Origin of the sequence: Acidovorax sp. Root217 (assembly GCF_001428645.1) — a bacterium.
Lineage (GTDB): Bacteria > Pseudomonadota > Gammaproteobacteria > Burkholderiales > Burkholderiaceae_C > Acidovorax.
Map to the genome: position 1 here is coordinate 9,219 of NZ_LMIH01000027.1, position 19,543 is coordinate 28,761.

Sequence of the window (19,543 nt, forward strand, 5' to 3'; positions counted from 1 at the left end):
GGGTCAGCGCGGGGGCAAAATGATGGATGACACGCCCTAGACCTCGGTGGAAGCTGCGCCCGGCAACCAGGCACGAAACCTGATCAGAGCCAGCTACCGGCCGTTCACTGTTTCATTTTGTCCTTGTTCCCTGTCTATTCTTCCTGGATGTGTCCCATGCGGTATCTCGCTGTTTTCTTGCTGGCTGCGGTGGCGCCTTTTGCCCAGGCGGCCAATTTCGTCTCGCTGCACCAGTCGGCGCTCAGGATTGCGCTGCCCCCGGCGGCCGGCTCCTACAACTACAAATTCGATACCAAGGTCGGCTTCAAGCAGCAGTACGCACCGCAAGGCGCCACTGGCTGCGTGATCGGCTATGCCACGGGCGGCTGCGCCTTTCCGGGCGGCGGATCGCTGGCGCTGCCCGAGTTCACCGGCTACCAGCTGCAGTACAAGGAATTCAAGATCTTCATCCCCGCAGGGACGCGTTCGTTCATGTTCTCGGGCTATGCGGCGCAGCGTACGCAATCGGCCTTCGTTCTGCGCTACGGCTCGGCGCCGGTGCGCGAGGCGGCCCTGAGTGGGGCGGAGTACCAGAAAGCCCAGAGCGGTGAGCGCATCGACAGCGCGTTCTCGCGCCTGGTCAATGAGCGCAGTACCGACCAGCTCGTGGTGCACGACGGCGGCGGCACCTTGCGCTTCGTGGGCGGCCAGCTCGGTGCCAACCGGGCAAGCACCAGCGAAGGCAACTGGCTCTACGTGCGCCAGCTGAGCGGTGCCCCTCTGTACGACGTGCAAGGAGCCATCGACGTGGACATGGCCCAGTACGCAGCCGGCTATGCAAAGATCGTCTGGACCACCAGCACCTATCCCGACCCCGTGGATGCAGCGAGCCCGGGTACAGGAACGGGCACGGGTACGGTCACCCCGCCGGGCAATGCGACGACCTTGCCGGTCCCGGCCACGGTGGCCACCTCGGTGGCGTCCGCTGCCGGCCAGCCGCTGCGGCTGGACATCACCCTGGCGCAGGCGGCATCCGATGTGGCTGCCAACCCGAAGATCAGCACCTGGGTGGCGGCGTTCGTGCCGGCCAATGGCCTGTCGTTCCCGGCGGATGCCTGGTTCTTCCGCCTGGCCAACGGCTCCTGGGCCAGCCAGGTACCGGCCGACGTGGAGGGCATCGCCTTCGCCAGCCAGGTGGCGAACGCCGCCAGCCTGAAGTTCACGCCCGCGCTGGACTTCACGGACGCCGAGCTGCGCGCGTTCAACGTGCAGGTGCACTTCGGCTACAAGACCAGCACCGGTGGCTTTGTGAGCAAGGGCAAGATCTGGCCGCAGTGATGACTCACGGGGCGATTTCGTCATGAACTCATGCGGAATGTGGCGTTGGAGGAGGGGCGGCTGGCCTTTAAGCTGGCGCCCTGTCTGTCCGCCGGATTCTCTTGCATGCCCCATCATTTCGACACCATCGTCATCGGCCTCGGCGCCGTAGGCTCCGCCACCCTGTACCAATTGGCCCAACGGGGCGCCAGCGTGCTCGGGCTGGACCAGTTCCAGCCGCCGCACAGCCTGGGCTCCTCGCATGGCCAGACCCGCATCACGCGGCTGGCCGTGGGCGAGGGCGATGAATACGTGCCCCTGGTGCGCCGCTCGCACGAGATCTGGCGCGAACTGGAGGCGGCCACAGGCCAATCCATCTACACCCGCACGCATGGCCTGGTGCTCGGGCCGCGCGACGGGGCGCCGCTGCACCAGGGGCGCCGCCTCGACTTCGTGCACAGCACCATCGAGATTGCGCGCCGCCATGGCATAGAGCACGAGGTGCTGGACCATGCCGACCTGCGCCGGCGCTACCCGCAGTTCCAGCTCAACGACAACGAGTTTGCCTACTGGGAGCGCGATGCCGGCTTCGTGCGGCCCGAGGCGGCCATCAGCGCCCAGCTGCAACAGGCCCAGGTGCACGGCGCCACCGTGCAGACAGGGGTGCGCGTGACGGGCCTCGCGCGCGAAGGCGACCATTGGCGCGTGGTGACCACCCAGGGCAACTACAGTGCAGGGCAGGTGGTGCTGGCCGCCGGCCCGTGGCTGCCGGGCCTGCTGGGCCAGGAGCTGCAGCATGCCTGGGCGCCCCAGCTCTCGGTGTACCGCCAGGTGATGTTCTGGTTCGACGTGGGCGCGGCCACGCCATCGTTCGGGCCCGGGGCGTTCCCGGTCTTCATCTGGACCTTCCGCGACGGGCCGGACGATTCGATCTATGGCTTTCCGGTCGCGGATGCGGGCGCACCAGCCTTCAAGGTGGCCACCGCGCAGTACCTTCAGACCACCACGCCCGATACGGTGGACCGCGCCGTGGCAGATGCCGAGAAGGATTCGATGCTCCAGCGCCATGTGCTGCCGCGCTTTCATGCGCCAGGTGCCCGCTGTACCGATGCGCGGGCCTGCCTGTACACGGTGACGCCGGACCATGGCTTCGTGGTGGACCGACTGCCAGGGTGGCCGGGCGTACACGTGGCCTCGGCCTGCTCGGGCCATGGGTTCAAGCACTCGGCCGCGGTGGGCGAGGCCCTGGCACAGCAGGTACTGCGCGAAGCGGGCGGTGTGGACCTGCGGCCCTTCGGCCATGCGGTGCGCGGGCTCGGTACTGCAGGGGACGGCGGGAATCCACGGCAGGAGCTGCAGACCCAAGCCTGAAGCGGCACCAGGAGCAGGGCGCGCCGGGCGGCCGTTGAACTTTGGGCGCTTGGGCCCCTCAGACCAGGGCACGCGCCAACGCGGGGACGTTGTTCAACGTCGCCATGGCGCACATTTCTCCGGTTCACCTGTGAGAAATCCTGTGCAACCCACCCTTTTTAAGATGGGCATCCATGGCGACGAAACAGCGGTCGAAGGCAAAGCCGGCGTTGGGCAGAAGGCCTGCGGCGGGCATCGAGATGAGTTCCGCCGACAGGGCGCTGGTGCTCCAGGGCGGCGGGGCGCTGGGCTCCTACCAGGCGGGCGTCTATGAAGCCTTGTTCGAGAAGTTCCAGCACCTCGACTGGGTGGCAGGCGTATCCATCGGGGCCATCAACGCGGCCCTGATCGCAGGCAACGCGCCGGAGCACCGCGTCGCGCGGCTGCGCGAGTTCTGGCACCAGGTCTCCTCGGGCTTTGGCCAGCAGGTGCCGGGCACGGCGGGCGAACGCACCGCGCTCAACCAGTGGAGCGCGGCGACGGCGGTGCTGTTCGGCATTCCGGGCTTCTTCAAGCCACGCCTGGATCCGGCCTTGTTGCTCGGTGCTGCGGCGCCCGTGATCAGCTACTACGACACGGCACCGCTCAAGCTCACGCTGGAGCGGCTGATCGACTTCGACCGCATCAACCACCGCAGCATGCGCCTGAGCGTGGGCGCGGTAAACGTGCGCACCGGCAATTCGGTCTATTTCGACAACATGACGGACACGATACGCGCCGAGCACATCATGGCCAGCGGGGCGCTGCCGCCCGGCTTTCCGGCCGTGCACATCGATGGCGAGGATTACTGGGACGGCGGCATCGTCTCCAACACGCCACTGCAGTACGTGCTCGACGTGCACCCACGCACGCGGCCCCTGGTGGTGCTGCAGGTCGACCTGTTCAGTGCGCGCGGCACCATGCCCCGCACCCTGTCGGAGGTGGCGCAGCGGCAAAAGGACATCACCTATTCCAGTCGCACGCGCATGAACACCGATGCGCTGTCGGCCAACGTCAACCTGCAGCAGGCGCTGGCCGATCTGATCGACAAGCTGCCGCCGCAACTGCGCGACGACCCGAGCGTGACCGCGCTGTGCGCGCAGATGACGCACAAGCCCATCGACATCGTGCACCTCATCTACCGCAACAAGCACTACGAACTCGATTCGAAGGACTACGAGTTCTCGCGCACCACGGTCAACGAGCACTGGGAGGCAGGCATGCGCGACATGCGCACCACGCTGTCGCACCCCGAATGGCTGCAGAGCGAAACCCAGTACGGCGTGACCACCTTCGACCTGAGCGAGCCCGGCGCCCTGCGCGTGCGCCGTCCGGCACTCGACATCCGGGGAAGCCAGCCACGCAGGGCCCAGCCGGTGCCGTGAGTTCTGCTCGTGCCAGGTCCGCTTAAGCGGGGCCTAAGTCTTGGCGCAAAGACTGGTATCTGCCTTCAACGGATTGCAAGGGAGTTCCACACCATGAAGATCGACGACGTCAGGCGCCAGGCCTTTGCCATGCCGCTCACCAGCCCGGCATTTGCGCCGGGGCCCTACCGCTTCATGCGCCGGGAGTTCATGGTCATCACCTACTGCACCGACCTCGATGCCCTGCGAGCCGTGGTGCCCGAGCCGCTTGAAGTGGTGGAGCCACTGGTCAAGTACGAGTTCATCCGCATGCCGGACTCCACCGGCTTCGGCGACTACACCGAATCCGGTCAGGTCATTCCCGTGCAACTGCGCACCGACAAGGGCGTGGAGCAGGGCGCCTATGTGCACGCCATGTACCTCAACGACCACCCGCCCATCGCCGGCGGGCGCGAACTCTGGGGCTTCCCGAAAAAGCTGGCGTCGCCGGTGTTCGACTATGAAACCGATGTGGTGGTCGGCACCTTGGACTACGGCAAGGTGCGCGTGGCCACGGCTACGATGGGTTTCAAGCACCAGGCGCTCCCGCCTGGCCCGGTTCTCGCGGGCATCGCCCAGCCCAACTTCTTGCTCAAGATCATTCCGCATGTGGACGGCACCACACGTATCTGCGAACTGGTGCGCTACCACATGGTCGACGTCACGCTGCATGGCGCGTGGACCGCGCCCGCCTCGCTGGAGCTGCATCCCCATGCGCTGGCGCCCGTGGCCGACCTGCCCGTGCTGAAGGTCGAATCGGCCGTGCACTTCATTGCAGACATGACATTGGCGCTCGGTACAGTCGAATACGACTATCTCGACGCGAAGTATTGATTCGCTCTCTCCCTCCATCTCCACACAAGGAAACTTCATGCAGCTCAAGGACAAGGTCGCTTTCATCACCGGCTCGGCCAGCGGTATCGGCAAGGAAATCGCCATCGTGTTCGCGAAGCAGGGCGCCAAGATCGTCATCGCCGACCTGAACAAGGAGGCCGCTGACGCGACGGCCGCCGAACTCAAGGCCACGGGCGCCCAGGCCATCGGCGTTGCCGTCGACGTGACGAGCGAAGACCAGGTCAACGCGGCGGTCGAGGAGGGGGTGGCCGCCTTTGGCGGCATCGACATCCTGGTCAGCAACGCCGGCATCCAGATCGTGCACCCCGTCGAGGAATTCAGCTTCGCCGACTGGAAGAAGATGCTGGCGATCCACCTGGACGGCGCCTTCCTCACCACCAAGGCCTGCTTGAAGCATATGTACGCCCAGGGCCGGGGCGGCAGCGTGATCTACATGGGCTCCGTGCACTCCAAGGAGGCCTCGATGCTCAAGGCGCCCTACGTCACCGCCAAGCACGGCCTGATCGGCCTGTGCAAGACGGTGGCCAAGGAAGGCGCCAAGCACGGCGTGCGCGCCAACGTCATCTGCCCAGGCTTCGTGCGAACCCCCCTGGTGGAAAAGCAGATCCCCGAGCAGGCCAAGACCCTGGGCATCACCGAAGAGGAGGTCGTGAAGAACGTGATGCTCAAGGAAACGGTGGATGGCGAGTTCACCACTACCGACGACGTGGCCCAGGTCGCGCTGATGTTCGCGGGCTTCCCGACGAACGCGCTGACCGGCCAGTCGCTGGTGGTGAGCCACGGCTGGTTCATGCAGTGATCCGTAGCGCGCACAGGCTGTGAAGATCAGCCTGCGTCGGCCGCAGGGGCGTGACAGGCGGCCGGAAGGCTCCCTGTCAGCCCACCCTAAGGATGATTTGGTTTTATAGAAACCAGTTTTTATTCTTTTGGGTTTTATGGGAAGGGTTTTAAAGTGGGTGCACGTTCATAGCAGCCCCACACAAGAGGGCTGCCAAACCTAGCCTCAAGGACCCCTCCATGTCTTCATCCGCCATCCGGGACACCCAGGGTACCCAGCTCGCACAGGAATTGGAATCCGCCCGCTCGGTCGCTCTGGCCTCTGGCCTGCCCTATGCGGGCGGTGTGTCGCCCACCGTGGCGTGGAAACTCGTGTCCGCTGGCGACGCCGTGCTGGTGGACGTGCGCTCCGCCGAAGAGCTGAAGTTCGTCGGCCACGTGCCAGACAGCCTGCATGTGCCATGGGCCACGGGCACGGCACTGCAACGCAACCCGCGTTTCGTGCGCGAGCTCGAGGCCCGCCTGGCCAGCCATGGCGGCAAGGAGGCCACGGCGCTGCTGCTGTGCCGCAGCGGCAAGCGCTCGGCCCTGGCAGCCGAAGCGGCGGCCAAGGCCGGCTTCACCCAGGTCTTCAACGTGCTCGAAGGCTTCGAGGGCGAAATCGACGAACGCCAGCAGCGCGGCGGCTCGGATGGCTGGCGCTTTCACGGCCTGCCCTGGATTCAGGATTAGCCTGACCCCTGCTGCCACGGCCGATCCCACGACTGAACCACTGCACCCCACACCCTCCATGGCCGTCTTCAACATCGAACCCATCGTGCAGTCGCTGCACGCCGTGCGCCGCGACTGGCGCAGCCTGCAAAAACGCTCGCAGGAGCCAGGCGGGCGCGAGTTCCCCTCGCGCGATGCACTGGCCGACATCGTGGAGCAGCTCAAGGGCGTGCTTTTTCCCATGCGCCTGGGCCCGCCCGACCTGCGCCAGGAGAGCGAGGACTTCTATGTGGGCCACACGCTGGACGCGGCCCTGCACGGCCTGCTGGCGCAGATCCGGCTGGAGCTGCGCTACGTGCACCGCCACCAGCCGGTGGAAGAGCAGAACATCGAAAAGCGCGCCGTGCAGGCGGCCCGCAGCTTCGCCGCATCGCTGCCCGACATCCGCAGCCTGCTCGACAGCGACGTGCTCGCCGCCTACCACGGCGACCCGGCCGCACGCAGCGTGGACGAGGTGCTGCTGTGCTACCCCGGCATCCTGGCCATGATCCACCACCGCCTGGCACACCGGCTGTACCAGCTGGAGCTGCCGCTGCTGGCGCGCATCGTGGCCGAGCAGGCCCATTCGCTCACCGGCATCGACATCCACCCAGGTGCGCAGATCGGCGCGGGCTTCTTCATCGACCATGGCACGGGCGTCGTGATTGGCGAGACGGCGGTGATCGGCGAGCGCGTGCGCGTGTACCAGGCCGTCACGCTGGGCGCCAAGCGCTTTCCCACCGACGATGACGGGCACCTGCAAAAGGGCCTGCCGCGCCACCCGGTGGTGGAAGATGACGTGGTCATCTATGCCGGTGCCACCGTGCTGGGCCGGGTGACCCTGGGGCGCGGCGCCACCATCGGTGGCAATGTGTGGATCACGCACGACGTGCCTGCAGGCGGCAACGTGACACAGGCCCTGTCGCGCCACGATGCCAGCCGCAATGGCGACTCTTCGGGAACGGTGGCGGCATGAGCGATGTGCTGGTACGCAGTTTCGGCACCGCCGTGCGGCGCCTGCGCGAGGCGCGCGGCTGGTCGCAGGAGCTGCTGGCCGAACATGCCGACCTGAACCGCTCGTACGTGGGCGAGATCGAGCGCGGCCGGGCGATTGCCTCGCTGGTCACCATCGACAAGCTCTCGCAGGCCCTGGGCGTGAGCAGCGCGACCTTGCTCGGGCATTGCGATCAACTGACCAGTGCGAATGTGCTGAAAGGGCAGCCATTGGCGGCTATAGCATGTTGAAGCGGTAGCGGGGGCATCCGACACTGGCTGGGAATCGATACCTGTTCGTTTACCAACCTTTCTGATACGGAGCCTCACATGACGGCAACAGTGGGCGGCACGACCGCCCTGGGCGACAACGCAGCACGGCAACTCGCCAATGCGACCAAGACCACCGCACAACTCTCGACCATCTCGCCACGCTGGCTCACGCACCTGCTGCAATGGGTGCCGGTCGAGGCGGGCATCTACCGCCTCAACACGGTCAAGAACCCCGAGCTGATCAAGGTCACCTGCACCGCCCGCGAGGAAGAGAACCAGCTGCCCCGCACCTTCGTCGATTACGAAGAGAACCCGCGCGAGTTCTTCCTGAACGCCGTGAGCACCGTGCTCGACGTGCACACCCGCATCTCCGACCTGTACAGCAGCCCGCACGACCAGATCAAGGAGCAGCTGCGCCTGACGATCGAGACGATCAAGGAAAACCAGGAGAGCGAGCTCATCAACAACCCCGACTACGGCCTGCTGGCCCAGGTGACCGAAGAGCAGCGCGTGTTCCCGCTCACGGGCGCGCCCACGCCGGACGACCTGGACGAGCTGCTCACCAAGGTCTGGAAGGAGCCCGCCTTCTTCCTGGCCCACCCGCTGGCGATTGCCGCCTTTGGCCGCGAAGCCACGCGCCGCGGCACGCCGCCGCCCACGGTGAGCCTGTTCGGCTCGCAGTTCATCACCTGGCGCGGCATTCCGCTGATCCCCTCGGACAAGGTGCCCGTGGCCGATGGCAAGAGCAAGATCTTGCTGCTGCGCGTGGGCGACAAGCGCCAGGGCGTGGTCGGCCTGTTCCAGCCCGGCCTCCCGGGCGAGCAGAGCCCGGGCCTGTCGGTGCGCTTCATGGGCATCAACAACCATGCCATCGCGTCCTACCTGATCTCGCTGTACTGCTCGCTGGCCGTGCTCACGCCCGACGCCCTGGCCGTGCTGGACGACGTGGAGATCAACAAGTACCACGACTACCCTGACACCTACAAATAAAGCGGCCGCGTGGTGACCACTCCTTCTTTCACCCCTGCCGGCGTGCCCGCCACGCTGCAGCCCCCCATCGACACGGCGCTGCTGGCCAGCCTGGCGACGGCGCTGTTTGCCGCCGCCCCTGGCGAGCAACCCCGCTTCGCGGGGCCGGCGGGTGCCTTGCCGTCCACGCCACCAGGCTCGCCACCAGGCTCGCTGCCTGGTGCAGGGCAGGGTACGCCCTGGCCGCCCGGCGTGCAGGCGCCCGTCAACATCGCGCCGGCCGGCTCGCCCCTGGTCAGCCCTGCGGGCTTCGGCCCTGGCGTGCCCGGTACGCCCATCCCGCAAGGGCTGGTGCCGGGTGCCAACCTGGTGCCTGCCTCGCCCACACCGCTGGCGCACCGCGCGCCGGCCCTGCTGCCGCATGCGGTGGCGGGCAATGGCGTGCCCGATTCGGTGATCAGCACCTTGCCGGCCTACGAGCCGCGCTTTGGCAGCGCCGTGCTGGGTGTGCCGCAGGCCGCGCACCCGCAAGCGGCCCTGCCTCCGAGTCCATCCGCGGCAGTACCAGCCCAGGGTGCATCGCCGTACTACTTTCTCGGCGATCGCCACGGCCATCCGCTGGCGGCAGACCGCGCGCCCAGGCTGACCCCGCCCGACGGGCATGGCGCCGCTCCTGGCGGGCTCGATGCCTTGGCACGCCTGCCGTTCGCGGCGCCCGAAGTGCCGCGCGTGGGCTCGCCCACGGCCGGTACCGGCGTGCCCAGCACCGTGCCATCGACCGAACCCCGGTTCTACTTTGCCGACGCCGTGGTGCTGCCCGGCGGCTACACCACGCCTGGCCGTGCCCCTGCGGCCAGCAGCAATGTCCCCCATGCCGACCGCAGCGCCCACCCGGCGTTCGACGTGCATGCGGTCCGCCGCGACTTCCCGGTGCTGCAGGAGCGGGTGAACGGCCGCCAGCTCGTCTGGTTCGACAACGCGGCCACCACGCACAAGCCGCAGTCGGTCATCGACCGCATCAGCCACTTCTACGCACACGAGAACTCCAACATCCACCGTGCGGCGCACGAGCTGGCTGCGCGCGCCACGGATGCCTATGAGGGTGCACGCCAGCGCGTGCAGCGCTTCATCAACGCGCCCGACGTGAACGAGGTGATCTTCGTGCGCGGCACCACCGAGGCCATCAACCTGGTGGCCAAGAGCTGGGGCGCGCAGCATGTGGGCGAGGGCGACGAGATCATCGTCAGCCACCTGGAGCACCATGCCAACATCGTGCCCTGGCAGCAGCTGGCGGCCGCCAAGGGCGCACGCCTGCGCGTGATCCCGGTGGACGACTCGGGCCAGGTGCTGCTCGATGAGTACCAGAAGCTGCTCAACGACCGCACCAAGATCGTCGCCGTCACCCAGGTCTCCAACGCCCTGGGCACCGTGGTGCCGGTCAAGGAGATCGTGGCGCTGGCCAAGCGGGCGGGCGCCACCACCCTGGTCGATGGTGCGCAGTCGGTCTCGCACATGCGGGTGGACGTGCAGGACCTGGGGGCCGATTTCTTCGTCTTCTCGGGCCACAAGGTCTTCGGGCCCACCGGCATCGGTGTGGTCTGGGGCAAGCGCGCGGTGCTCGAAGACATGCCGCCCTGGCAGGGCGGCGGCAACATGATTGCCGACGTGACTTTCGAGAAGACGGTGTTCCAGCCCATCCCGAACAAGTTCGAGGCCGGCACCGGCAACATCGCCGACGCCGTGGGCCTGGGCGCCGCCATCGACTATGTGAACCGCGTGGGCATCGAGAACATCGCGCGCTACGAGCACGAGCTGCTGGTCTACGGCATGCTTCACCTCTCCGCCATCCGTGGCGTGCGGCTCATCGGCACGGCCGACGACAAGGCCAGCGTGATGTCTTTCGTGCTCGCCGGCTACTCGACCGAAGAGGTGGGCAAGGCGCTCAACGAGGAAGGCATTGCCGTGCGTACCGGCCACCACTGCGCCCAGCCCATCCTGCGCCGTTTCGGCGTTGAGACGACGGTGCGGCCATCGCTGGCGTTCTACAACACCTTCGACGAGATCGACCGCCTGGCGGCCGTGGTGCAGCGCCTGGCGGGGCAAAGGCGGGCGGGGTAAGCAGGAGGTCTCAGCCCTTGGCGCAATTGCTATACAAAATATAGCAATTGCGCTGAGGCTGCTTCATCCTCAGGCCACGGTCTGTGGCTATCATGGCAAGCGCTTCGTGCTGCAGGGTTGGGAGACCCTGCAGTGCTTCTCTCCGTGTCGTCCCACTCACAAGGAGTTTCCATGAGCAATGTCCAGATCGCCGTCATCGTCGGCAGCCTCCGCAAGGATTCGTTCAACCGCAAGCTGGCCACCGCCATCGAGCGGCTGGCCCCGGCCGATTTCCAATTCACGCACCTGCGCATCGATGACCTGCCCCTGTACAACCAGGACGACGACGGTCAGCAGGCGGCATCCGTGCTGCGCCTCAAGGGCGAGCTCAAGGCGGCCCAGGGCCTGCTGTTCGTGACGCCCGAGTACAACCGCTCCATCCCCGGCGTGCTCAAGAACGCGCTGGACCACGCCTCGCGCCCCTACGGCCAGAGCGCCTGGGGCGGCAAGCCCGCCGGCGTGATCGGTGCCTCGGTGGGCGCCATCGGCACCGCGCTGGCGCAGCAGCACCTGCGCAACGTGCTGGCCTACCTCGACGTGCCCACCCTGGGCCAGCCCGAGGGCTTTATCCATGCCAAGGAAGGCCTGTTCGACGCCGACGGCAACGTGGGCGAAGGCAGCAAGAAGTTCCTGCAGGGCTGGGTGGATGCCTATGTTGGCTGGGTCAAGAAGCACATCTGAGCTTCTTCTGAACGCTCCATGAAAAACGCCGCCCTTGAAGGGCGGCGTTTTGCTGTGTGAACCGTTGGCCGGATCAGGCGGCCTGTGCCACTTGTGGCTGGTTGGCGGGCACGGCGGTCTGTGCTGCGATGTCCTTGTCGGCATTGGCAAAGGCCAGGGCCTTGGCGTCAGGGCCCATGCCCACGCCTTCGGCGCGCACAAAGCGCACGTCGGTGATGCCGAAGAAGCCGAACACCACCTTCAGGTAGCTTTCCTGGTGCTCCATGGCCTGGCCACCTTCGCTGGTGGAGTACACGCCGCCGCGGCTCGATGCCACGATCACCGTCTTGCCGCCGGCCAGGCCCACGGGGCCCTTGTCGGTGTACTTGAAGGTGCGGCCGATCTGGGCCACGCGGTCGATCCAGGCCTTGAGCTGGCTGGGGATGGTGAAGTTGTACAGCGGGGCGCCGATCACGATCACATCGGCCGCCAGGAACTGGCTCACCAGGGCTTCGGACAGGGCGTTTTCGCTGCGCTGCGCATCGGTCGAGGCTTCCTGGCCGGTGCGGAACCCCATGGCGTCGGCCGTGAAGTGGGCCGGGGCCTGCGCAGCCAGGTCCAGGTACTGCACCGTGGTGTTGGCGTGGCCGGCCTTCCAGGCGGCGACGATGCGGCGGGTGAGTTCGCGCGAAACGGATTGTTCGCCGGTGATGGCCGAGTCGATGTGAAGCAGTTGCATGAGGGAATCTCCTGTGGGTGGCAGCCACAGCGTGTGGCCATGGGTGAATTGTGGAGACGCACTCGTTTGTTGATAAGGCATTGAACTTGCGATAGATTGTCCTATCAGTAGAACGGTGTACTTTATGCAAGACCTCAACGACATGCTGTATTTCGCCGAGGTGGTCGAGCGCGGTGGCTTTGCCGCCGCCGGCCGCGCCCTGGGCATTCCCAAATCGCGCCTGTCGCGCCGCGTGTCGGACCTGGAGGCGCAGCTGGGCGTTCGCCTGCTGCAGCGCACCACGCGCAAGCTCTCGCTCACCGAGGTGGGCGAGGCCTACCTGCGCCACTGCCAGGCCATGCGCGAGTCGGCCCAGGCCGCGGCCGACACCGTGGCCCAAGTGCAGACCGTGCCGCGCGGCACCGTGCGGGTGAGCTGCCCGGTGACCCTGGCGCAGACGGTGCTGGCCGAGATGATGCCCCCCTTCCTGGCGCGCTACCCCGAGGTGCGGGTGGACATGATGGTCAGCAACCGCGCCGTGAACGTGGTGGAGGAGGGCATCGACGTGGCCCTGCGCGTGCGCCCTTCGCTGGAGGACAGCGGCAGCATGGTCGTCAAGCGCCTGGACATGACCAGTACCATCCTCGTGGCCAGCCCTGATTTGCTGATACGCCAGGGCACCCCCACCACGCTGGAAGACCTGTCCCGCATGGACAGCGTGGCCATGTCGGCCCCCGATGGCCGCGCCACCCTGAACCTGATGGGCCCCGGCGGCGCGCACCAGGTGGTGCACCACACGCCGCGCTACGTGGCCGACGACCTGCTCACCCTGAAGTTCGCCGTGCTGGCCGGCATCGGCATGGGCTGGATGCCCGACTACATGTGCCACGAGGAGATGCGCGAGCGCCGCCTGGTGCGCGTGCTGCCCGAGTGGGTGCCGCCGCCGGCCATCGTGCACGCGGTGTTCCCCTCGCGGCGCGGGCTGTCGCCAGCGGTGCGCAGTTTTCTCGACTACCTGGGCGAAGCCATGCCAGGGCGCAACAGCCTGACTGCGCGCGATGGTGGGGCAGGTCTGGATGGGGCCGGGATATAACACGCGCAATACGCCATGTGGCGAAGTCCGCCAAGCGCGCGGGTCTCTGCCGAGCGGGCGTTTTCAGGCCACAATGCAACCAGTTGCAACTGACCGGTTGCCTGCGCGCCACCCCTGCGCAGGTGCCCAGGGCGCGCCGTGAAAACCTCCCATCCCATCGACACCCACCTCCAGAAGGCCCGCGTCCACCCGTCCGTGCGGGCCATCGTGATACCGCCGTGCCCGGAATCCCTGGTGCGGCTGCAGCAGATCGTGGCCGCGCCCGAGCTCGACTCGGGCGCGCTGGAGCAACTGGCCTCGTCCGACGTGGCCATGGCCGCCGCCCTGATGCGCCAGGCCAACAGCCCCCTGTATGGCCTGGCCCAGCCGGTGCAGACCATCGGCATGGCGCTCACGGTGCTCGGGCTGAACCCGGCGGTGGAGCTGCTCTCGGCCTTCATCACGCGCAACGCGCTCATGGTGCGCTCGCCGCTGCTCGAGCATTTCTGGGAAAGCTCGCAGCGCCGCGCCATTGCCTGCGAGCACATCGGGCGCCAGCTCTACAGCTTCGACCCCGGCCTGGGCTACAGCTTCGGCCTGTTCTGCCACGTGGGCATGCCGGTGCTGGTCAAGGCCGTGCGCGGCTATGGCTCCACAGTGACCGAGGCCCTGGCCCGCAAGGACCGCACCTTCACCCAGACCGAAAACGCCAACCACCACACCGACCATGCGGTGATGGGCGCCATGGTGGCGCGCACCTGGCACCTGCCCGGCGACGTGGCCCAGGCCATCTGGCTGCACCACGATTTTGCGGCCCTGCAGGACGAGCGCTTCAACCCCACCGTGCGCCACCTCGTGGCCCTGGGCCTGCTGGCCGAGTACCTGGTCAACCACCATGACAACCTGCAACCCACCCGCGACTGGCTGCAGCACGGCCAGGCCTGCATGGACCACCTGGCGGTTTCGGAGGAGGAGCTGGACCACTGGGTGGACGAATTGCATCCTGCCTTCGAGGCCGTGCGATTCTGATCCGCACGCCGGCCCGTTAGCATGGCGGCACCATGCTTGCCGCCAAACCCTATCTCCAGAGCGTCTGCATCCGCCCCGATGCGGAGGTGGATTTCGACAGCTACCCGTACAACATCCCCGCCATCCGGGAAATGGGCCTGGTGGAGTTCCACCCGGACGTGACCTTCCTCGTGGGCGAAAACGGCTCGGGCAAGTCCACTCTTCTTGAAGCCATTGCGGTGGCCCTGGGCTACAGCCCGCAAGGCGGCACCCGAGATTTCATGGTGGGCACCACCAAGTCCGTATCTCCGCTGCATGAGTCACTCAGGCTGGCGCGGAGCTTTCGCCAACCCAAGGATGGGTACTTCCTGCGGGCCGAGAGCTTCTTCAATGTCGCCACCTTTGTGGACGACAACGGTGTTCCCGACGCCTACGGCACCCATTCGCTGCATGGCATCTCGCACGGCGAGGCCTTCATGTCCCTGCTCGCCCACAAGTTCCGCGGCAAGGGCCTGTACCTGCTGGACGAGCCCGAAGCCGCGCTGTCGCCCAACCGCCAGCTGGCCGCGCTCTCGGCCATCCACCAACTGGTGGAAGACAAGTCGCAGTTCATCATCGCCACCCACTCGCCCATCCTGCTGTCCTACCCGCACGCCAAGATCATCCAGTTCGACGGCACCGGCCTGTCGGAAGTGGCCTTCGAAGACACCGAGCACTACGCCGTGACCCACGACTTCCTCAACAACTACCGCGAACGGCTGGATCGGCTGCTGGGAGACGAAGACTGAGTTTGTCGCGCTTCGATAGACGTTTTTGCGATTAAGTCAGAACAATATATTCGTTTGGGTTTTAAAGACCGGCTCGCAGAATGGCTCCAACAGACATTGAAGGAGCATCTCCATGGCCACTTTGCGACTCGGCGACACCGCCCCCGACTTCACCCAGGAATCCACCGCCGGCCCCATCCATTTCCATGAGTGGGCGGGCGACTCGTGGGTGGTGCTGTTCTCGCACCCCGCCGATTTCACGCCCGTGTGCACCACCGAGCTGGGCAAGACGGCCGCCCTGGCCACCGAATTCGCCAAGCGCAAGGTCAAGCCCATAGCCGTGAGCGTGGACCCCGTCGATTCGCATAACCGCTGGGTGGGCGACATCAACGAGACGCAGAACACCACCGTCAACTTCCCCATCCTGGCCGATGCGGACAAGAAGGTGGCCGACCTGTACGACATGATCCACCCCAACGCATCGACCACGGTCACGGTGCGCAGCGTGTTCATCATCGACCCCAAGAAGGTCATCCGCACCACCTTCACCTACCCGGCGAGCACGGGCCGCAATTTCGACGAGATCCTGCGCGTGATCGACTCGCTGCAGCTGACCGACAGCCACAAGGTAGCCACGCCCGCCAACTGGAAGGACGGCGACGACGTGATCATCGTGCCCAGCCTGCAAGACCCGGCCGAGATCGCACAGCGCTTCCCCAAGGGCTTCAAGGCAGTGCGCCCCTACCTGCGCATCACGCCGCAGCCCAACAAGTAAGTAAGCAAGCCCGGCTGCGGCCCCTGCATGCCTGCCGATGCAGGCCATTGCAAGGGCCGCGCCAGGCGGTACACCTGTGAACCCCACTTCCATCATCATCGTCCCCGGCTGGCGCGACTCCGGCCCCGGCCACTGGCAAAGCCTGTGGACCGAGCGCTTGCCCGAGGCGCGCCGCGTGGTGCAGGACGACTGGATCACCCCCACCCGCAGCGCCTGGGTCGGCACGCTCGAAAAGACCGTGCTGGCCGCCCCGCACCCGGTGGTGATCGTGGCGCACAGCCTGGGCTGCATCGCCACCACGCACCTGGGGCCCGAGGCGGCGGCGCGCATCCACGGCGCGCTGCTGGTGGCGCCGGCCGACCCGGAGCGCCGCGCCATCCTCAACGACTTTGCACCCGTGCCCTACGCGCAACTGCCTTACCGCAGCGTGGTGGTGGCCAGCAGCAACGACCCGTACTGCCCCATCCGCCTGGCCGGCGCGTACGCCCGCGCCTGGGGCAGCGAGTTCGTTCGCATGCAGCAGGCTGGCCACATCAACGTGGAATCGGGCCATGGCGAATGGCCTTTGGGCTGGGCGCTGTTGCAGTCGCTGACGGGTGAGCAGGGCGGGGTGGGTGCCCCGGCCCCCGCACCCACGGCCTGGCAGGCCACAGCCTGAGGGGCTGCAGGGCTGCTGAAGGGCAGCCCTTGTCATTTCTATATTCCAAAAACAGCTTAATTAACAAGAATGTATTCTTTTGAGTTTTAAGGCGCTGTGTGGACAATGGGGCATCTTCTGCTTTTCCTTACAGGCTACGCCACATGACTTCTTTGAAACTCAAGACTCTTCTGGCCACTCTGGCGCTCACCGCCAGTGGCATGGCGCTGGCCCAGGACTCGCTGCTCAACGTGTCGTACGACGTGGCCCGTGAGTTCTACAAGGACTACAACGCCGCCTTTACCGCGCACTACAAGAAGACCACCGGCAAGGATGTGAAGATCGACCAGTCGCACGCCGGCTCCAGCGCCCAGGCGCGCGCCGTGAACGACGGCCTGGCGGCCGACGTGGTCACCATGAACACAACCACCGACGTGCAGTTCCTCGCCGACAGCGGCGTGGTGGCCAAGGACTGGTCCAAGAAATTCCCCAACGACGCTTCGCCCACCACCTCGACCATGCTGTTCCTGGTGCGCAACGGCAACCCCAAGGGCATCAAGGACTGGGACGACCTGATCAAGCCCGGCGTGCAGGTCATCGTGGTCAACCCCAAGACCGGCGGCAACGGCCGCTATGCCTACCTGGCCGCCTGGGGCGCCGTGCGCGAGAAGGGCGGCACCGAAGAGCAGGCCGCCGAGTTCGTGGGCAAGCTGTACAAGAACGTGCCCATCCTGGCCAAGGGCGGGCGCGATGCCACCGCCACCTTCCTGCAGCGCAACCAGGGCGACGTGCTGATCACCTTTGAATCCGAAGTGGTCTCCATCGACCGCGAGTTCGGCGCCGGCAAGGTCGATGCGATCTACCCATCGGTGAGCGTGGTGGCCGAAAACCCCGTGGCCGTGGTCGAGCGCACCGTGGCCAAGAAGGGCACGGCCGCGCTGGCCAAGGCCTACCTCGATTACCTGTACTCCGAAGAAGCCCAGGAAATCGCGGCCAAGCACGCCATCCGCCCGCGCTCTGAAACCGTGCTCAAGAAGTACGCCGCCACCTTCAAGCCCTTGAAGCAGTTCACCGTGGCCAAGTACTTCGGTTCGCTCAGCGATGCACAGAAGGTGCACTTCAACGACGGCGGCCAGTTCGACAAGCTCTACACGCCCGGCGCCAAGTAAGCCATGACCGCTGCGACCTCTGTGGCCGCGCGGGGTGCCATGACGGCCCCTGCGCAGGCCGGCCGGCGTGCGTCCAAACGGGTGCTGCCCGGCTTTGGCCTGACGCTGGGCTACACGCTCTTCTACCTGAGCATCATCGTGCTGATCCCGCTGTCGGCACTGATCTTCAAGACCTTCACCCTGACCTGGGAGCAGTTCTGGGCCGCCATCAGCGCACCGCGCGTGATGGCCTCGTACCGGCTGACCTTCGGCGCATCGTTCATCGCGGCCCTCGTCAACCTGTTCTTCGGCCTGCTCATCGCCTGGGTGCTGGTGCGCTACAAGTTTCCCGGCAAGAAGATCGTCGATGCGCTGGTGGACCTGCCGTTTGCGCTGCCCACCGCCGTGGCCGGCATCTCGCTGACCGCGCTGCTGGCCAGCAACGGCTGGGTGGGGCAGTACCTGGAACCGCTGGGCATTCAGCTGGCCTTCAAGCCCGCAGGCATTGTGATCGCGCTGATCTTCATCGGCCTGCCCTTTGTGGTGCGCACGGTGCAGCCGGTGCTCGAAGACGCCGAAAAAGAGCTTGAAGAAGCCGCCACCTGCCTGGGCGCCACACGCCTGCAGACCTTCACCAAGGTCATCCTGCCCTCCATCACCCCCGCGCTGCTCACCGGCTTTGCCATGGCGTTCGCGCGGGCGGTGGGCGAATACGGCTCGGTGATCTTCATCGCCGGCAACATGCCCATGATTTCCGAAATCACGCCCCTCATCATCATCGGCAAGCTCGAGCAGTATGACTATGCCGGCGCCACCGCCGTGGCGGTGGTCATGCTGGTGATTTCGTTCATCCTGCTGCTGGTCATCAACGCGCTGCAGGCCTGGCAGCGGCGCCACGCGGGGGCACCATCATGAGCGCAGCGCTGAACCGCTTCAAGCAAGCTCGCACCGCAGTGCGCAGCACGGAGGTTTCCCAATGAGCGGTGCGAACTCCCGCACGGTGCGCCGCGCCCGCGCCGGCACAACCGAGGCGCCCTGGGTGCGCTACACGCTGATCACCGTGGCGCTGCTGTTCATGCTGCTGTTCCTGGTGCTGCCGCTGGCTGCGGTGTTCGCCGAGGCGCTGCGCAAGGGCTTTGGCGCCTACCTCGATGGCCTGCGCGAACCCGATGCCTGGTCGGCCATCAAGCTCACGCTGATCACCGCGCTCATCGCCGTGCCGCTGAACCTGGTGTTCGGCGTGGCGGCGGCCTGGTGCATCGCCAAGTACGAGTTCAAGGGCAAGGCCTTTTTGACCACGCTGGTGGACCTGCCGTTCTCGGTATCGCCCGTGGTGGCAGGCCTGGTCTACGTGCTGATGTTCGGCGCGCAGGGCTGGTTCGGCCCCTGGCTGCAGGCGCACGATATCAAGATCATCTTCGCCGTGCCGGGCATCGTGCTGGCCACCGTGTTCGTGACCTTCCCCTTCATCGCGCGCGAGCTGATCCCGCTGATGCAGGCCCAGGGCAACGACGAGGAGCAGGCCGCCATCGTGCTCGGCGCCACCGGCTGGCAGACCTTTTGGTACGTCACGCTGCCCAACATCAAGTGGGGCCTGCTGTATGGGGTGATTTTGTGCAACGCCCGCGCCATGGGCGAGTTCGGCGCGGTGTCGGTGGTCTCGGGCCACATCCGCGGCCAGACCAACACCATTCCGCTGCACGTCGAAATCCTCTACAACGAATACCAGTCGGTCGCTGCGTTCGCAGCCGCCTCGCTGCTGGCGCTGCTGGCGCTGGTCACCCTGGTCATCAAGTCGATTGCCGAGTGGCGCAACGAGCAGCAAATGAAGGCCGCAGCCGAGCTGCCGCCCGAGCGCCCCGCGCCCGCCACCGCCCCCTCTGCGCGCTGAAGGAA

General features: G+C 66.4%; 20 protein-coding genes. 19 read left to right on the forward strand and 1 reads right to left on the reverse strand.

The window, feature by feature from the left end; translation table 11 throughout:
- Positions 1 to 156 precede the first annotated feature (156 nt).
- From ASE31_RS23450 to ASE31_RS23500, 11 genes are all read left to right on the forward strand, one after another.
- Complete coding sequence (locus ASE31_RS23450) at positions 157 to 1,317, forward strand: hypothetical protein (RefSeq protein ID WP_082604327.1); 1,161 nt, start codon at positions 157 to 159, stop codon at positions 1,315 to 1,317.
- 105 nt (positions 1,318 to 1,422) lie between these two features.
- Positions 1,423 to 2,667, forward strand: coding sequence for an N-methyl-L-tryptophan oxidase (solA, locus tag ASE31_RS23455; RefSeq protein ID WP_057204229.1), 1,245 nt, complete (start codon positions 1,423 to 1,425; stop codon positions 2,665 to 2,667).
- A 239-nt stretch (positions 2,668 to 2,906) separates the two neighbouring features.
- Positions 2,907 to 4,070, forward strand: a complete 1,164-nt coding sequence (locus ASE31_RS23460; RefSeq protein ID WP_200961159.1) for a patatin-like phospholipase family protein — start codon at positions 2,907 to 2,909, stop codon at positions 4,068 to 4,070.
- Between the two features lie 93 nt (positions 4,071 to 4,163).
- Positions 4,164 to 4,922: an acetoacetate decarboxylase gene (locus ASE31_RS23465; RefSeq protein WP_057204232.1), complete on the forward strand. Its 759-nt coding sequence runs from the start codon at positions 4,164 to 4,166 to the stop codon at positions 4,920 to 4,922.
- A 37-nt stretch (positions 4,923 to 4,959) separates the two neighbouring features.
- A complete protein-coding gene (locus ASE31_RS23470; protein ID WP_057204234.1) occupies positions 4,960 to 5,742 on the forward strand; it encodes a 3-hydroxybutyrate dehydrogenase in 783 nt (260 codons plus the stop codon).
- A 218-nt stretch (positions 5,743 to 5,960) separates the two neighbouring features.
- Positions 5,961 to 6,452: a rhodanese-like domain-containing protein gene (locus ASE31_RS23475; protein ID WP_057204237.1), complete on the forward strand. Its 492-nt coding sequence runs from the start codon at positions 5,961 to 5,963 to the stop codon at positions 6,450 to 6,452.
- A gap of 58 nt (positions 6,453 to 6,510) precedes the next feature.
- The gene (epsC, locus tag ASE31_RS23480) at positions 6,511 to 7,446 is read left to right on the forward strand and encodes a serine O-acetyltransferase EpsC (protein WP_057204239.1); all 936 of its coding nucleotides are present in this window, start codon (positions 6,511 to 6,513) and stop codon (positions 7,444 to 7,446) included.
- On the forward strand, positions 7,443 to 7,715 hold the full coding sequence (locus ASE31_RS23485) for a helix-turn-helix transcriptional regulator (protein WP_057204240.1): 273 nt from the start codon (positions 7,443 to 7,445) through the stop codon (positions 7,713 to 7,715). The genes epsC and ASE31_RS23485 overlap by 4 nt, the downstream gene beginning before the upstream one ends.
- Positions 7,716 to 7,793: 78 nt before the next feature.
- Entirely contained in the window at positions 7,794 to 8,726 is a 933-nt protein-coding gene (locus tag ASE31_RS23490) for a family 2A encapsulin nanocompartment shell protein (protein WP_057204241.1), read from the forward strand.
- A gap of 9 nt (positions 8,727 to 8,735) precedes the next feature.
- A complete protein-coding gene (locus ASE31_RS23495; RefSeq protein ID WP_200961160.1) occupies positions 8,736 to 10,823 on the forward strand; it encodes a family 2A encapsulin nanocompartment cargo protein cysteine desulfurase in 2,088 nt (695 codons plus the stop codon).
- 171 nt (positions 10,824 to 10,994) lie between these two features.
- Positions 10,995 to 11,543 carry an NADPH-dependent FMN reductase gene (locus ASE31_RS23500; RefSeq protein WP_057204243.1) on the forward strand — a complete coding sequence of 183 codons (549 nt, stop codon included), beginning with the start codon at positions 10,995 to 10,997 and terminating at the stop codon, positions 11,541 to 11,543.
- Positions 11,544 to 11,616: 73 nt separating this feature from the next.
- Here ASE31_RS23500 and ASE31_RS23505 read toward each other — a convergent pair whose 3' ends face one another.
- The gene (locus ASE31_RS23505; RefSeq protein WP_057204245.1) at positions 11,617 to 12,261 is read right to left on the reverse strand and encodes an FMN-dependent NADH-azoreductase; all 645 of its coding nucleotides are present in this window, start codon (positions 12,259 to 12,261) and stop codon (positions 11,617 to 11,619) included.
- Between the two features lie 124 nt (positions 12,262 to 12,385).
- Here ASE31_RS23505 and ASE31_RS23510 point away from each other — a divergent pair, with 124 nt between their 5' ends.
- The 8 genes from ASE31_RS23510 (at position 12,386) to cysW (ending at position 19,538) form a co-directional block, all read left to right on the forward strand.
- On the forward strand, positions 12,386 to 13,333 hold the full coding sequence (locus ASE31_RS23510; RefSeq protein WP_057204247.1) for a LysR substrate-binding domain-containing protein: 948 nt from the start codon (positions 12,386 to 12,388) through the stop codon (positions 13,331 to 13,333).
- A gap of 138 nt (positions 13,334 to 13,471) precedes the next feature.
- Positions 13,472 to 14,341 (forward strand): HDOD domain-containing protein, encoded by an 870-nt coding sequence (locus ASE31_RS23515; RefSeq protein WP_057204249.1) that lies wholly within the window; start codon positions 13,472 to 13,474, stop codon positions 14,339 to 14,341.
- Between the two features lie 32 nt (positions 14,342 to 14,373).
- Positions 14,374 to 15,108, forward strand: coding sequence for an AAA family ATPase (locus tag ASE31_RS23520; RefSeq protein ID WP_057204251.1), 735 nt, complete (start codon positions 14,374 to 14,376; stop codon positions 15,106 to 15,108).
- Between the two features lie 112 nt (positions 15,109 to 15,220).
- On the forward strand, positions 15,221 to 15,862 hold the full coding sequence (locus tag ASE31_RS23525) for a peroxiredoxin (RefSeq protein ID WP_007857275.1): 642 nt from the start codon (positions 15,221 to 15,223) through the stop codon (positions 15,860 to 15,862).
- 37 nt (positions 15,863 to 15,899) lie between these two features.
- Positions 15,900 to 16,520, forward strand: a complete 621-nt coding sequence (locus tag ASE31_RS23530) for an alpha/beta hydrolase (RefSeq protein WP_057204253.1) — start codon at positions 15,900 to 15,902, stop codon at positions 16,518 to 16,520.
- Between the two features lie 143 nt (positions 16,521 to 16,663).
- Positions 16,664 to 17,668, forward strand: coding sequence for a sulfate ABC transporter substrate-binding protein (locus ASE31_RS23535; RefSeq protein ID WP_057204255.1), 1,005 nt, complete (start codon positions 16,664 to 16,666; stop codon positions 17,666 to 17,668).
- Between the two features lie 3 nt (positions 17,669 to 17,671).
- Positions 17,672 to 18,562: a sulfate ABC transporter permease subunit CysT gene (gene cysT / locus ASE31_RS23540; protein WP_057204257.1), complete on the forward strand. Its 891-nt coding sequence runs from the start codon at positions 17,672 to 17,674 to the stop codon at positions 18,560 to 18,562.
- A gap of 61 nt (positions 18,563 to 18,623) precedes the next feature.
- Entirely contained in the window at positions 18,624 to 19,538 is a 915-nt protein-coding gene (cysW, locus tag ASE31_RS23545) for a sulfate ABC transporter permease subunit CysW (protein WP_057204259.1), read from the forward strand.
- Positions 19,539 to 19,543: the final 5 nt, after the last annotated feature.

Coding starts and splice junctions, on each gene's coding strand:
- solA (WP_057204229.1), top strand. CDS start 1,423: ATGCCCCATCATTTCGACACCATCGTCATCGGCCTCGGCGCCGTAGGC.
- ASE31_RS23535 (WP_057204255.1), top strand. CDS start 16,664: ATGACTTCTTTGAAACTCAAGACTCTTCTGGCCACTCTGGCGCTCACC.
- cysT (WP_057204257.1), top strand. CDS start 17,672: ATGACCGCTGCGACCTCTGTGGCCGCGCGGGGTGCCATGACGGCCCCT.
- ASE31_RS23465 (WP_057204232.1), top strand. CDS start 4,164: ATGAAGATCGACGACGTCAGGCGCCAGGCCTTTGCCATGCCGCTCACC.
- ASE31_RS23510 (WP_057204247.1), top strand. CDS start 12,386: ATGCAAGACCTCAACGACATGCTGTATTTCGCCGAGGTGGTCGAGCGC.
- ASE31_RS23475 (WP_057204237.1), top strand. CDS start 5,961: ATGTCTTCATCCGCCATCCGGGACACCCAGGGTACCCAGCTCGCACAG.
- ASE31_RS23450 (WP_082604327.1), top strand. CDS start 157: ATGCGGTATCTCGCTGTTTTCTTGCTGGCTGCGGTGGCGCCTTTTGCC.
- ASE31_RS23485 (WP_057204240.1), top strand. CDS start 7,443: ATGAGCGATGTGCTGGTACGCAGTTTCGGCACCGCCGTGCGGCGCCTG.
- ASE31_RS23490 (WP_057204241.1), top strand. CDS start 7,794: ATGACGGCAACAGTGGGCGGCACGACCGCCCTGGGCGACAACGCAGCA.
- ASE31_RS23505 (WP_057204245.1), bottom strand. CDS start 12,261: ATGCAACTGCTTCACATCGACTCGGCCATCACCGGCGAACAATCCGTT.
- ASE31_RS23520 (WP_057204251.1), top strand. CDS start 14,374: ATGCTTGCCGCCAAACCCTATCTCCAGAGCGTCTGCATCCGCCCCGAT.
- ASE31_RS23525 (WP_007857275.1), top strand. CDS start 15,221: ATGGCCACTTTGCGACTCGGCGACACCGCCCCCGACTTCACCCAGGAA.
- ASE31_RS23500 (WP_057204243.1), top strand. CDS start 10,995: ATGAGCAATGTCCAGATCGCCGTCATCGTCGGCAGCCTCCGCAAGGAT.
- ASE31_RS23470 (WP_057204234.1), top strand. CDS start 4,960: ATGCAGCTCAAGGACAAGGTCGCTTTCATCACCGGCTCGGCCAGCGGT.
- cysW (WP_057204259.1), top strand. CDS start 18,624: ATGAGCGGTGCGAACTCCCGCACGGTGCGCCGCGCCCGCGCCGGCACA.
- epsC (WP_057204239.1), top strand. CDS start 6,511: ATGGCCGTCTTCAACATCGAACCCATCGTGCAGTCGCTGCACGCCGTG.
- ASE31_RS23530 (WP_057204253.1), top strand. CDS start 15,900: ATGCAGGCCATTGCAAGGGCCGCGCCAGGCGGTACACCTGTGAACCCC.
- ASE31_RS23460 (WP_200961159.1), top strand. CDS start 2,907: ATGAGTTCCGCCGACAGGGCGCTGGTGCTCCAGGGCGGCGGGGCGCTG.